The 12475-nt window shown below is 66.2% G+C and carries 10 protein-coding genes and 3 pseudogenes; 7 read left to right on the forward strand and 6 right to left on the reverse strand.

Annotation, left to right across the window (positions count from 1 at the left end):
* Both BST15_RS10035 and BST15_RS10040 read left to right on the forward strand, forming a co-directional pair.
* Positions 1 to 407 (forward strand): heavy metal-responsive transcriptional regulator (locus BST15_RS10035; protein ID WP_083070919.1); only part of this gene is annotated, 407 nt, incomplete at its 5' end.
* Positions 404 to 1195, forward strand: coding sequence for a DUF2182 domain-containing protein (locus BST15_RS10040; protein ID WP_046189029.1), 792 nt, complete (start codon positions 404 to 406; stop codon positions 1193 to 1195). The genes BST15_RS10035 and BST15_RS10040, both read left to right, overlap by 4 nt.
* A 109-nt stretch (positions 1196 to 1304) precedes the next feature.
* On the opposite strand, the pseudogene arsB reads toward BST15_RS10040, so the two are convergent.
* Positions 1305 to 2827, reverse strand: a pseudogene (gene arsB / locus BST15_RS10050) (ACR3 family arsenite efflux transporter).
* Positions 2824 to 3615 carry an arsenite methyltransferase gene (gene arsM, locus BST15_RS10055; protein WP_046189027.1) on the reverse strand — a complete coding sequence of 264 codons (792 nt, stop codon included), beginning with the start codon at positions 3613 to 3615 and terminating at the stop codon, positions 2824 to 2826. Before arsM ends, arsB begins: the two are co-directional and overlap by 4 nt.
* A gap of 89 nt (positions 3616 to 3704) precedes the next feature.
* Here arsM and BST15_RS10060 point away from each other — a divergent pair, with 89 nt between their 5' ends.
* Positions 3705 to 4079, forward strand: a complete 375-nt coding sequence (locus BST15_RS10060; RefSeq protein WP_046189046.1) for an ArsR/SmtB family transcription factor — start codon at positions 3705 to 3707, stop codon at positions 4077 to 4079.
* 97 nt (positions 4080 to 4176) lie between these two features.
* Here the strand turns inward: BST15_RS10060 and BST15_RS10065 are convergent, their stop codons facing one another.
* Positions 4177 to 5445, reverse strand: a complete 1269-nt coding sequence (locus BST15_RS10065; RefSeq protein WP_234708281.1) for an MFS transporter — start codon at positions 5443 to 5445, stop codon at positions 4177 to 4179.
* Between the two features lie 941 nt (positions 5446 to 6386).
* Between BST15_RS10065 and BST15_RS22640 the strand changes: the two are divergent.
* Positions 6387 to 7437, forward strand: a pseudogene (locus tag BST15_RS22640) (IS3 family transposase); the annotation flags it as partial.
* Here BST15_RS22640 and BST15_RS21305 read toward each other — a convergent pair.
* Positions 7436 to 7999: pseudogene (locus tag BST15_RS21305) on the reverse strand (IS3 family transposase); the annotation flags it as partial. The pseudogenes BST15_RS22640 and BST15_RS21305 sit on opposite strands and share 2 nt — an antisense overlap.
* A gap of 178 nt (positions 8000 to 8177) precedes the next feature.
* Here BST15_RS21305 and BST15_RS10090 point away from each other — a divergent pair.
* The 3 genes from BST15_RS10090 to BST15_RS10100 all read left to right on the forward strand — a co-directional run bounded on the left by BST15_RS10090 (position 8178) and on the right by BST15_RS10100 (position 9830).
* Entirely contained in the window at positions 8178 to 8411 is a 234-nt protein-coding gene (locus tag BST15_RS10090; protein WP_024443058.1) for a type II toxin-antitoxin system Phd/YefM family antitoxin, read from the forward strand.
* Positions 8408 to 8797, forward strand: coding sequence for a type II toxin-antitoxin system VapC family toxin (locus BST15_RS10095; RefSeq protein WP_024443059.1), 390 nt, complete (start codon positions 8408 to 8410; stop codon positions 8795 to 8797). The genes BST15_RS10090 and BST15_RS10095 overlap by 4 nt, the downstream gene beginning before the upstream one ends.
* Before the next feature lie 142 nt (positions 8798 to 8939).
* Positions 8940 to 9830 (forward strand): alpha/beta fold hydrolase, encoded by an 891-nt coding sequence (locus BST15_RS10100; protein ID WP_046189044.1) that lies wholly within the window; start codon positions 8940 to 8942, stop codon positions 9828 to 9830.
* 25 nt (positions 9831 to 9855) lie between these two features.
* Here the strand turns inward: BST15_RS10100 and BST15_RS10105 are convergent, their stop codons facing one another.
* Complete coding sequence (locus BST15_RS10105) at positions 9856 to 10884, reverse strand: CobW family GTP-binding protein (protein ID WP_046189024.1); 1029 nt, start codon at positions 10882 to 10884, stop codon at positions 9856 to 9858.
* 59 nt (positions 10885 to 10943) lie between these two features.
* Positions 10944 to 12461, reverse strand: coding sequence for a serine hydrolase domain-containing protein (locus BST15_RS10110; RefSeq protein ID WP_234708280.1), 1518 nt, complete (start codon positions 12459 to 12461; stop codon positions 10944 to 10946).
* Positions 12462 to 12475: the final 14 nt, after the last annotated feature.

Consider the following 12475-nt stretch of genomic DNA (forward strand, 5'->3'; position numbering starts at 1 on the left):
TTCGTTTCTACGAGGACTCGGGGCTACTACCGCCGCCGGCACGCACCCCGTCCGGGTACCGCGACTATGGACCGGAGGTCGTGGAGCGAATCCGGTTCATCCATCGGGGTCAAGCCGCCGGGCTGACCTTGCAGAAAGTGCGCCAGATCCTGGCGATCCACGACCGCGGCGAGGCACCGTGCGGGCACGTGCGACAGGTCCTGGGCACCCGCCTCGACCAAGTCCGCGCCCAGATCGCCGAACTGGTCGCCCTCGAAGGCCACCTGCAGACGCTTGTCGACCACGCATCGCACGCCGCGCCCACCGAACACGACCATTCCACGGTGTGCTGGATTTTAGAAGAAAACGACCTGGACGCCGAGGCCTCCGCCGAACTCAGCCACCCCGCGACTAGGACGAGACGATGAGCGATAGCGAAGTGCGTGGACGGTCATGGACTGATACCTGGTTGCCGGCAGCCCTGCTGGGTGTGGCGGGTGTGAGTTGGTGGTGGACAGTGGTCAGCGCCAGCGACATGGGCATGGGCATGGGCGGCGACGCGATGTCCATGGATACCCAGCCGGAAATGCCCATGGGCACCATGGCGCCGATGTCCTTTGCGGCGTTCCTCCTCGCGTGGGCGGCCATGATGGCCGCGATGATGCTTCCCCCGGTCCTACCCGTTGTGCGCCGCTATACCCGCGCCGCCGGCGGCGGCGCCGCGCCAGGGGTTATCTTCGTGGCCGCATACCTGGCCCTGTGGAGTGTTGCGGGAATCCCCGCGTTTCTGGCGTGGAGCCGCCTCAATGAACCACTGGCACACGCCGATCCGTGGGCCGGCAGGCTTGCCGGCGCCGTGGCGGTGGCCGCCGGGCTGTATCAGCTCACGCCGTTAAAAGCGACATGCCTGCGGCACTGTCACGCGCCGACTTCCTTATCTCTGCCGCAGGGGACGCATCGCGACGGTCTGGCCCGGGCGTTTGGTGCCGGTGGCCGCTACGGCACGTTTTGCCTCGGCTCCTGCTGGATGCTGTTCGTATTGCTGATCGCCCTGGGCACCATGCAACTGGCGTGGATGCTGGCGCTCTCGGTGCTGATCTGGCTGGAGAAAGTAACCCCTTTCGGTGATCGGCTCACCCGAGTGACAGCGGCCATGCTGATCGTCCTTGGTCTCGTGTTGCTGGCGCACCCCGCACTTGTCACCCACCTCGTCTAATTCAGACACGCCGTGGCGACGACGCAACAGCGAACCCGCGCGCTACCCCGTGGGGGGCCGCCATGCGTTCCGTGCGGTCTGCCCGGTTGTGGCAAGAGTTGCGGCGTCGTTACCTACCCGACCGACCGTTGCCTGTGGTGGGCAGGAGTTCGGCGATCAAGGCTTGGACGCGGTTGGCGATGTCGTCGCGGATGGAGCGGACGGTGTCGAGGGGTTGGCTGGCGGGGTCGAGCAGTTGCCAGTCGCGGTAGGCGACTCCCGGGAAGTAGGGGCAGGTGTCGCCGCAGCCCATGGTGATCACGACGTCGCTGGTCTGCACTTGATTGCCGGTGAGCACCTTGGGGGTGGCGGCGGTAATGTCGATGCCCAGCTCGGCCATCGCCGCCACGGCCACTGCGTTGAGCTGATCGGCGGGTTCGGTACCGGCGGAGCGGACCTCGATGCGGTCACCAGCCAGGTGGGTCAGCAGCGCGGCCGCCATTTGGGAGCGTCCAGCGTTATGAACGCAGACAAACAGCACGCTGGGTTTGTCGGCCATCAGCGGGCACCGCTTGGTTGCGACTCAGATCGGAAGAGGCGGGTGCGTAGCGCCAAGGAGACGTAAACCAGCCCGACCAGCACGGGTACTTCGATGAGCGGTCCGACAACCCCGGCAAGGGCCTGCCCGGATGTCACGCCGTAGGTGGCGATCGCCACCGCGATCGCCAGTTCGAAGTTGTTGCCGGCGGCGGTGAACGCCAACGTGGTGGTGCGCTCGTAGCCCATGTTCAGCACAACCCCGAGCAGGTAGCCGGCGGCCCACATGATCGCGAAGTACGCCAGCAGCGGCACTGCGATGCGGGCCACATCCCCTGGCCGGGAGGTGATTTGGTGCCCTTGTAGGGCGAACAGGATGACGATGGTGAACAGCAACCCATACAGTGCCCACGGGCCGATGCGCGGCAGGAACCGCGACTCATACCAATCGCGGCTCTTGGCGCGTTCGCCGAAGCGGCGCGACAGGTATCCGGCCAGCAAGGGGATACCCAGGAAGATCAGGACGGATTTGGCGATCTGCCACACCGAGACGTCGATTCCGCTCTGCGACAGGCCAAGCCAGCCAGGCAGCACCGACAGGTAGAACCAGCCCAGCGCGGCGAACATGACGACCTGGAAGGTCGAGTTTAAGGCGACCAGCACGGCGGCGGCTTCGCGGTCCCCGCACGCCAGGTCATTCCAGATGATGACCATGGCGATGCAGCGGGCCAACCCGACGATGATCAGGCCGGTGCGGTATTCGGGCAGATCGGGTAGCAGCGTCCACGCCAGTGCGAACATCAGCGCCGGCCCGATCAGCCAGTTCAGCAGCAGTGAGGACACCAGCAGTTTGCGGTCGGCGGTGACCTCGCCGAGTCGGTCGTAGCGGACCTTGGCCAACGGTGGGTACATCATCACCAGCAGACCAAGGGTGATCGGCAGCGAAATGCCATCGACCTCAATGGCACTGATCCCGGCTCCCAGGCCAGGTATCAGACGCCCAAAAAGCAGGCCGGCGGCCATCGCCACACCGATCCACACCGGCAAAAACCGGTCCAGTGTCGACATTTTGGCGGCCACTGCGGATGCAGCAGTCGTTACGGCGGTGTCGCTCATCCGCAGCACCCTGCGTCGGCTTTGGTGGCGCGAATGATCGCGCCGTGCATTCCTTCGGCGATTTCGTGGGTGAACTCGACGGTGGCGTCGGTGAATCCGACCGCGGCCAGTCCGTCGAGGTACTCCTGGCGTGACAGTGCCCCGGCGATGCAGCCGACGTAGGAGCCTCGCTCGGCGCGCTCGGCCACGCTGAGGTGGTCTTCGGCCACGACGTCGGAGATCCCGATCCGTCCACCGGGGACCAGGACGCGAAACATCTCGGCGAGCACGGCCGGTTTGTCGGCCGACAGGTTGATCACGCAGTTGGAGATCACCACGTCGACGGCGCAGTCCGGCAGCGGGATGTCCTCGATGGTGCCCTTGCGGAACTCGACGTTGGTGGCGCCGGCCTTGGCTTTGTTCTCCTCGGCCAAGGCGAGCATTTCGTCGGTCATGTCGACGCCGTACGCGTACCCCTGCGGGCCGACCCGCCGTGCCGAGAGAAGCACGTCGATACCGCCACCGGACCCCAGGTCGAGTACTCGTTCGCCCGGGCGCAGGTCGGCGACCGCGGTCGGGTTGCCGCAGCCCAGGCTGGCTTCAACGGCCATGATGGGCAGCTCGGAGTGCTCGTCGGAACCGTAGAGGCCGGCGCCGAAGATGACGCCGACATCGGCTGAATCGCTGGACCCGCAGCAGCTCGCTGCGCTCAGCACGTCGCTGTTGGTGTCGCCAGTGCGCACCGCGTCGGCGGCGGCACCGTAGCTCGCCTTGACCTGGTCACGCAGTGCGTCGTGTTCGGTGGTCATTCGTCTCACTTCCATTCATCGACAGCTGTCTATGCGTGCAGTCTGCACGACCCATCGATGACTGTCAATGCGGATGGCATACTGTGGTCATGTCCGTCATAAGCGCGTCCGCTACCGGTTCGCTGCTTGCGGCCGACGTGGCAGCGTGTTGCAGCCCGCTCACCGACGGCGTGCTGGACGTGGCGACCGCCGAGCGGCTGGCGGGCGTGCTCAAGGCGGTAGCTGAGCCGACCCGGCTGCGGCTGGTATCGCTGATCGCGGGCTATGAGGGTGCCGAGGCCTGCGTGTGCGACCTGACCGCACCGGTGGGACTGACCCAACCGACAGTGTCACACCACCTCAAAATTCTGGTCGAAGCTGGCTTGCTGGAACGAACACAACGCGGCAAATGGGCCTATTACCGGCTGGTGCCCGCCGCCCTGGAGGCGCTGGCTGGGGTATTCGCCCGCGCTGGTCGTCACTGACATACGGACCCGGCGCCGCAGACAGGTCCGTGCGGTAGTGTTGATCGTCCGCAGCAGGTTTGAAGCCCGTGCGTGGCGCACCCTGAACAACCGGCAGTCAGTGGGTCGGCTGTGAGGTGGCGGGCTTGGCGGCCCAGGCGAGACCGGCCAGTGCGGTGGCCATGCACGCGGCGACATAGCCGAACGCAACTGTCGGCGAAGCAACGGTGTAGAGCAGACCGGCGACGGCGCTGGCGAGCAGATTCCCGGCGGCCTGCACGGTGGCCAGCAGCCCGAACGCCGACCCGCGCACCTGCTCGGGTGCGAGCGCAGCCACCGCGGCGTGCTCGGCGGTTTCCGCGCAGCCGATGCCGATCCCGGCGGCGATGAACGCCACCGCCAGTACCACGATCACCGGGCCGGTGATTGCAAACAGCAGGTAGGCCACCAGGAACGCCACCACACCGCCGCCAACGACCAGCAGCGGACCCCGGGTGCCCAGCCGATCGACGAGGTGGCCGGCGGGAAAGGACACCACGGTGGCGGCGATGTTGTAGGCGGTGTACAGCGCAAGCGCAATCTGGGTGCCCGCTTGCGTGCCATGGTCAGGGGTCAGGAGGTCGATCGCGCGCAAGATGAGCAGGGTCGCGGCGAGGTTGCCGCACTCGAATAGAGCGAACGCCCCCAGTAGTCGCCCGAGCTGTCCGCGCAACACAGGCCGAATCTGCACGCGAAGCTTGCGGCGTTCCCGCACGGCGGGAAGCTTGGCCTGGCGAATCGCGTACACGATGGCAGCCGCAGCGAACAGGCCGGGGATCACCGAGAGCAGGATTGCGGTCCGTACCGAGAACATCGCCACCAGGCCCAGCGCGAGCAGCGGCCCCAAGATCGCGCCGAGGTTGTCCATCATGCGCTCAAACCCGTAGGCGCGCCCATAGGCGGCGGCCGGGACGACATCGGCGAGCAGCGCGTTGCGCGCTGGAACCCGCAGACCCCGGGCGGCCCAGGCCCCACCGCGCAGCAAGCCAGCGGTGACCACGCTGCCGGCCGTCCCGATCAGCGACGAGAGCACCGCGGTGGCGGTATAGCCACCGACCGCCACCCGGCGGCGACGGCCGACGTCATCGGCCAGCGGGCCACCCAGGAATCGGCCGGCCCCGGCGAGCCCATCGGAAATCCCCTCAATTAGCCCCAGCGCGGACGCGGGCGCACCGAGGGTGCCGGTGACCAGGCTGGCCATCAGCGCGGTCGGTACCTCATGTCCGACATCGGCCAGCAGACTCGCCATGCCGATCCCGCCGACCCCGCGCGTCATCCAGACCGGCCGCGACCCCGCGGTGTTCTGCATGGTCTGGATCGGATCGGGGTCCCCACCCTGTTGTGTCACCCGCTGCGCTCCTCTGATCACCGAATCCCTGCAGACAACAGGGCCAACTCGCCGAGCTCGCGAGAACCCCAGCCCCGCACGGCGTGCAGCGAGAATCCTCGCGAGCGTAACCCTCGGGCTGACGGCCGTTGGGGTCGACAACCACCCGGCATCGACGGTCCCCACCGACTAAATTCTGCTGATTTGAGCGTCGGTCCCTGTGGCCAGGCTGCGGCGATCTACGGGCAGTGCCCCAGATAGATTGTCAAAGACACGCCGATACCTCAGATTCCGTGACAATGCCCTACGTCAGATGTCAACGGACAGCTTCAACCCGACCACCTTGGTTGAGGCACCTAATTGATGGTTGCCACGCACACCGTCACTGTGACGAAAGCGGCCATACGGTCCATCCGTCGATGTTGTATCGGCGCGCATCCTTTCGTCGCCGCACCTAGGAAATGCAGAGGTTCGTGAGACAAAATTTGGTGCAGCCGTCGTGAGACACAACGGAAATACACAGGTCAGCGGGATGTACCGATGCACTCCAATTTGAGAACCTACACTACCAATTGTAGGGTCTCACGCCGCGTGTCATATTCTCAGCGGCGGTGTCATGTCCTTGTCATGTGTCTCACGAACGTGTCATGCGCGAGGACGCATGCTTCGGAGTGATTGCTGGGATGCCGTTGACGGCGCGGCGTCGAGGGTTGCTACCGGCTCGTCGCCGTGTTCTGGGAGCTGACCGCCGTTAATGTCGGCCGCTCTAGTTTTGTGGTGATGAGCTGTGCGATGAATCGACCGGTGCGCGGACCGTTAGCGGTCAAGCGGCGGTGCATCCAGCATCTGCACTGAGGTTCCATCGCAGTGGTAGCGAACGGTAGTCACCACCCCATCGCTACAGGCGCTACTGAATCCCCCCGGCGTGTCCGGAGACTCTGTTTCTTGGAAAGGATGGAGTCATGTCAGGGAGTACGTCGAAGAGGTACCCGGCCGAGTTGCGTGAGCGGGCGGTCCGGATGGTCGGCGAGATTAGAGCCGATCACGAGTCGGAGTGGGCGGCGATGTGCAAGGTCGCCGAGCTGCTCGGGATCGGGACGCCGGAGACCGTTCGCAAGTGGTGCCGGCAGGCCGAGGTCGACGCAGGCCAGCGGGCCGGTGTGACCACTGAGGAATCGGCGGAACTGAAGCTCCTCAAGCGCGAGAACGCCGAGCTTAAGCGGGCCAACGCGATCCTCAAGAGTGCGTCGGCTTTCTTCGCGGCCGAACTCGACCGGCCACTGCGCTGATCGTGCGCTACATCGACGAGCACGTCGGTGCCCGCCACGACGATGCCGACGGGCCAGGTCTGCGGTGGGGTGTCGAGTCGATCTGCGTCCAGCTCACCGAGCTGGGAGCCAAGATCGCCCCCGCGACCTACTACGAACACCGTGGGCGCAGCCCCAGCAAGCAGGAGGTTCGAGACGCCGAATTGAAGCCGAAGATCGCTGCCGCTCACGAGGCGAACTACGGCGTCTACGGTGCCCGGAAAGTATGGCTGACGCTGAACCGTGAACGGCCCAAAAAGGCCCCGCCGATCGCGCGCTGCACCGTGGAACGACTCATGGGCGAACTCGGACTGGCCGGCGCAGTTCGCGGCAAGATCAAGCGGACAACGATCAGTGACCCGCGCTCGGCGAAGCCGAATGACTTGGTAAACCGTAACTTTCGGCCGTTAGCACCAGATCTGCTGTGGGTTTCCACTTCACTTACGTCTCGACCTGGTCGGGCTGGTGCTACACCGCGTTCGTGATCGATGCGTATGCCCGGCGGATCCTGGGCTGGTCAGTGGCGACCACGATGACCAGCCAACTCGTCGTCGACGCCGTCGAGCAGGCTATCTGGACCCGCAAGCGGGCCGGCAAGGACTTGACCGGCTTGGTCGCCCATCACGATCACGGGGTCCAGTACCTGTCGGTGGCCTACTCTGAGCGACTCGCTGAGGCGGGGATCAAGCCCTCGACCGGGGCCGTCGCTCCTGGGAGCACAACCGCGCCACGCGGTTCTCTCCGGCGACGATCCCGCGGCCGGGCAACTCATCGGCGATAAATCGGTATCCGAAAGCCGGGTCATCGGCATGGATGTCGCGAGCAGCGTTGATCAGGTGAGCATCATCCCAATCACGCTGGGTTAGTGGTTCTTTGCGCCACTTGTAGAACGCTTGGGTGGAACCCCAGGACCCGGCAGGTCACCGTGACGGGAATCCCGTCGCCGGCAAGGTCAAGGACCAGCAGGTACATCATTCTGGGTTGGCGTCCCGCGACAGGTAGCCCACCGCACGGCGCATCATCTCGGCTTCCTGCTCAAGGAGCTTGATCCGCTTGTGCGCCTCGCGCAGCTGCACCGACAGATCCTTGTCGGCAGATGCATATCCTGGTCGGTCGACACCCTCGTCTCGGTCGGCGATCTTGAGCCAGCGATGCAGGCAGGCCTCGGAGATCCCGAAGTCCTTCGCGATCTGGCGCAACGGCGCCTCGCCCTTGCGGGCCACTGCGATCACGTCAGCACGGAACTCGGCAGGAAACGGCTTCGGCACGAGATTGATCCTTCCAGCAAGGACGAATCCTCACAGATCAGGAGTCAACCAAACCGGGGGCAGTCCCCCCACGGTCGGTTGTCAGCTTCAACCGATGTCCTACGGGCGAGGGTATGCGGAGGCGCAATCCCGCTAGTGACGCTAGCGCGACGCGCCTAACGCAGATACGATGCCTCCGATGGAGGCCATCAGTAGCACGGACGCGAAGAACCAGCTCAACCGGCTTTTGAATGACGTCAAAGCCGGCGCGTCGTTCACCATCACCAGCCACGGCCAACCCGTCGCGCGGCTCGTACCTATCAGCGCTGTACCGCGCAGATTTGGCCAGTTACCCAGCCTGGTTGTATCAAGCGACTTCGATGACGCACTACCGGAAGCGGAGCTCGCGGCCTGGGAAGATGCCGAGGCGTGAACGTCCTGCTCGATACCCATACTCTGCTGTGGCTGGTCAGCAAGCCTTCGAACGTAGACGCCGACACGCTCGCGATTTTGAGCGATCCGGGAACGTCGGTGTGGGTCAGCGCTGCCTCGGCATGGGAGATCGCGACCAAGACCAGGCTGGGCCGCCTCGACGGTGGAGCTCTGCTGTCGACCTGGACCGACGTCATAGCCGACATGAGCAGCACGGAACTAGCGATTGACTCCGCTGACGCGATCCTCGCCGGGCGACTTCCTTGGGAACACCGCGACCCGTTCGACCGCATCATCGTCGCCCAGGCGTTACGCCGCAATCTGACCATCGCCACCCGCGATATCAAGATCATCGATGCGGCGATCACACCAACCCTCAAGGCCTGAACCAGAACCAGCTCGATGGTGGCTCCAGGCCGCATCATCTCGCTAACCTCGATATGTGCCGGAGCCGCCGAACACCCCGCCCGCGCGAGAGGTCCTTCGCCCAGATCGAACCAGTTCCGACGGCGACGGTTCTCCCAGCCCGATCGTTCTCGACGTGGAGGGCTCCGGTGTCCAACCGCCGGTCACCCCTCGGGTGCGGAGGCTGTTCTGGCTACTGGAGCGATTCGCGCCCGCCATCGGGTCGCGCTGGGCGGTTGAACTGTGGTGCACTCCACCGGTCCTTGAGTCCAGCCTGCGCATGCCGCCCGGCGTCCCTCCTGGTCAACCGCTGGAAGCGCACTGGGACGGGCACCGGGTCGCGGGCGAATCCTGGGGCGAGGGGCCGCCGGTCTACCTTGTGCACGGCTGGGGCGGGCGGCGTCCGCACCTCGGCATGTTCATCAAACCCCTGGTCGAATCCGGGCACCGCGTTATCGCCTTCGACCTGCCCAGCCACAACGAGTCAGACCCGGGCGTACTGGCGCCCGGTCGCACCACAGCCATCGAGTGCGCCGAAGCGGTGGCAGCCATGATCCGGACACATGGGCCGGCCCGCGCGGTAGTCGCCCACTCCCTCGGGTGTAACGCGACCGCATTCGCGGCGTCGTGGGGCGCGACGGTCGGGAGGTTGGTGTTTCTCGCGCCGATGGGCGAGTTCCCGATCTACCTGGATCTGTTCGCCGCGCGCCACAACTTCGGCCGGCGGATACGCGCCGGTCTACATCGACGCCTGGAACGCCGTATCGGCATGCCGCTTGAGGACACCAATATGGTCCGGATCGCCGAGAACACCGATTACCCGCCGCTGCTGCTCATCCACGACCCCGATGACCCCGACACCCCCTATGTGACGAGCGAGAAGGTCGTCGCGTCCTGGCCAGGCGCACGCCTGATGACGACGGCGGGCCTCGGCCGGCTGGCACATTTCCGAATCTTGCGGCACCGACCGGCGATTCGCGCAGGAATCGAATTCATCGGTCCCGCATCGGAGTGAACAGCGCCTGACAGTAAGGCCACCCCTAGATGCTGTAGCGCCGCAACCGCTGCAACCGCCGCATGCCCGCGGCGGCCACTTTCTCGCCGGCGGGCCGCAGCGCTTCCTCGAGCCGCCCCCGAACCTCCGAGGTGTCCAGGTGCGTGCCAATCGCGACGAGGTGGCTGGCCCCGGAACTGGCAGGCGCGGTCACCACGTGCACCGACGTGCCGACGACGTTGACCAGGTAATGACGTTTGCCGATCGCGACGGTGCCCTTGATCCGGTAGACGCCCTGCGGCGGCTGCTCGAGCAGGTCGATGAGTGGCCCCGGGTCAACGGCGCCGTCGCCGACGACGGTGACCGAAGCGGCATGCACGTGGGCGTGGTGCTCGCCGGGAGCGTCGGCAGGCTCGTCGAGGAGCAACTCCCGAAACGACATCTGCCCGGACTCGCCGCCGTCGCTGATGTCATAGAGCAACCGGGGATCCACGCGTCCGGCCATCGCACCCACCACGTGAGCGTGGGGATTGAGTTCGCGCACACGGGCTTCAACCCGAGCAAGGGCCTCTTCGCGGGCGTCTTCGGCGATCCGATCCAGCTTGTTGACCACGACCAGGGAGGCCACGCCGTAGCGCTGCGGCGGGGCCGACTCGGTATCGACTGTGTCGAAGTGTTCCGCTGCGTCGATGACGTCGACAACACCGCCGTGGCGTACCCGCTCCACCCCGCTGAACCGAATCACCCGCGAGACGTCCGCCGGCTCGGCCACCCCGCTCGCCTCGATGATGATCGCATCGAGCGACAGCTTCGGGTCGGCGAGCTTCTCCAGCGCCTCGTCCAGCCCGCCCTCATCCGGCAGATGGCAGATGCACCCACCGGCGATCGACACCGGCTCGTCAACCTGGCCCGTCACCAGGCCGGCATCCACGTTCAGTTCGCCGAAGTCGTTGATAATGACTCCGATTCGTGCGCCCGGCGCCCGCAGCACGTGGTTGAGCAGCGTGGTCTTGCCCGCCCCGAGGTACCCCGTCAGCGCGATGACGGGGATAGCGGGAGCGTTGCGATCGGCCACCCGGCCATTATTGCCAGGTGCACGCGGCCGGGTGTGACCACTGGGTAGAAGTTGGCCCGTCAGCTGCCGTACAGCTGCAGCGCCCGGCCGGTCACGGTGGCCACGTCGCCGCTGAGCCCCGCGATGGGCGGACCGCCGCGCTGATGGATCACGTTGGCGAGCACGATCACGTAGGTGTCCGAACCCGGGTCGATCCACAGCGTCACTCCGGTGAAGCCGGTGTGCCCGAAGCTGCCGATCGGAAAAATCATCCCGCGCGGCCGGGAGTGCGGCGTATCGATATCCCAGCCGAGACCGCGAAGATCCTGTCCGTCGATCGCCGGATAGTTCACGGCGAGCAGCGGATCGGCCCGGTTGGGTGTCGCTGCATTCGTCTGTTGTGCGGCGGCGTTCGCGGCCACCAGCTGGGTGGCGTTGTGGCCGGGTTGCTGGGGCGTGGTCATCAATTCCAGGGTGGATTGCCGCAACGGAAACGGGCTCGGGCGCCCGGCGAGCCGATCAAGCAGGGCCTGGGCGTACCTGCCGATATCGGAGGCGGTCGAGAACACTCCGGCGCTGCCGGCCACCCCTCCCATGCGGCGTGCGGTCGGGTCGTTCACCGTGCCGCGCAGCAGTTGATCGAAGTCGGGGTTGAGCCCGGGGGTGTCTTCGTCATGCGCCGTCGGCGCGATGCGGGCCAGCAGGTCGGTGCGCCAGCTGCCCACCGGGCACTCGTCGTCCCGGGATGCGTTCGGGTCCAATGCAATGGCGGTACCGCGGATCTGGTGTGGGCCACAGGCTTTGGCGGCGGGCAGGTAGCGAGTGTCGGTCATGCCCAGCGGCGCAAAGACGTTGTTCTGCACGTAGGCGTCCAACGGTTGGCCGGTCATCGTCTCGACCAGCACACCCAGGATGATGAAGCCGATGTCCGAGTAGTGGAATAGCTCGCCGGGGCCGAACTCCAGCGGTGCGGTCAGTGCCCGATGAACACCGCCGGCCTTGTCGGCCTCGGTCAGGCCCCACGGGCCCTGGTGGCTCAGATCGCCCCCGATGCCCGAGGTGTGGGTGAGCAACATGCGCAACGTCACCTGGGCGCGTCGCGGGTCGTTGGTCTCGTTGAACTCCGGCAGGTAGGTCTGGATGGGTTCGTCGATTCCGACCCGGCCCTGCTCGTACAACTGCAGGACTGCGACGGTCGTCGCGAGGCACTTCGTCAACGACGCGATGTCGAAGATGGTGTCCTCGGTCATCGGCTCGGCCGGCGCGGGCAAGCCGTCGAGAGCGGGTTCGTCTGCGAGCCTGCGCGCGCCGAACGCCTGGCTGAAGGCGATCGTGCCGGCGTGCCCGATCCGGACTACCGCACCCGGCAGCCGGGGAACCGCGATCGCGTCGTTCAGCAGCGCAGAGATCGGCGCGACCAGCTCCCCGCGGGGCAGGTAGGGCGCATCGTCACGAGGTAGGGCAGGTGCCGCGGTGGAGGGGGTGCCGGCCGGCGGCGGCGGAGGCAGCGGGTGGCCGCACGACGGCGCGGCCGCAAGCACGAGCGCGACGCTTCCCACGGTGCAGGCCCGGGTGATGCGCGTTCGCGACAGTGGCACAGCATCGACGGTAA

The organism is Mycolicibacter arupensis, assembly GCF_002086515.1.
Lineage (GTDB): Bacteria > Actinomycetota > Actinomycetes > Mycobacteriales > Mycobacteriaceae > Mycobacterium > Mycobacterium arupense.

Excerpts from the sequence above, each read along its gene's own strand:
- BST15_RS10040 (WP_046189029.1), top strand. The coding sequence starts at position 404 with ATGAGCGATAGCGAAGTGCGTGGACGGTCATGGACTGATACCTGGTTG.
- arsM (WP_046189027.1), bottom strand. The coding sequence starts at position 3,615 with ATGACCACCGAACACGACGCACTGCGTGACCAGGTCAAGGCGAGCTAC.
- BST15_RS10060 (WP_046189046.1), top strand. The coding sequence starts at position 3,705 with ATGTCCGTCATAAGCGCGTCCGCTACCGGTTCGCTGCTTGCGGCCGAC.
- BST15_RS10090 (WP_024443058.1), top strand. The coding sequence starts at position 8,178 with ATGGAGGCCATCAGTAGCACGGACGCGAAGAACCAGCTCAACCGGCTT.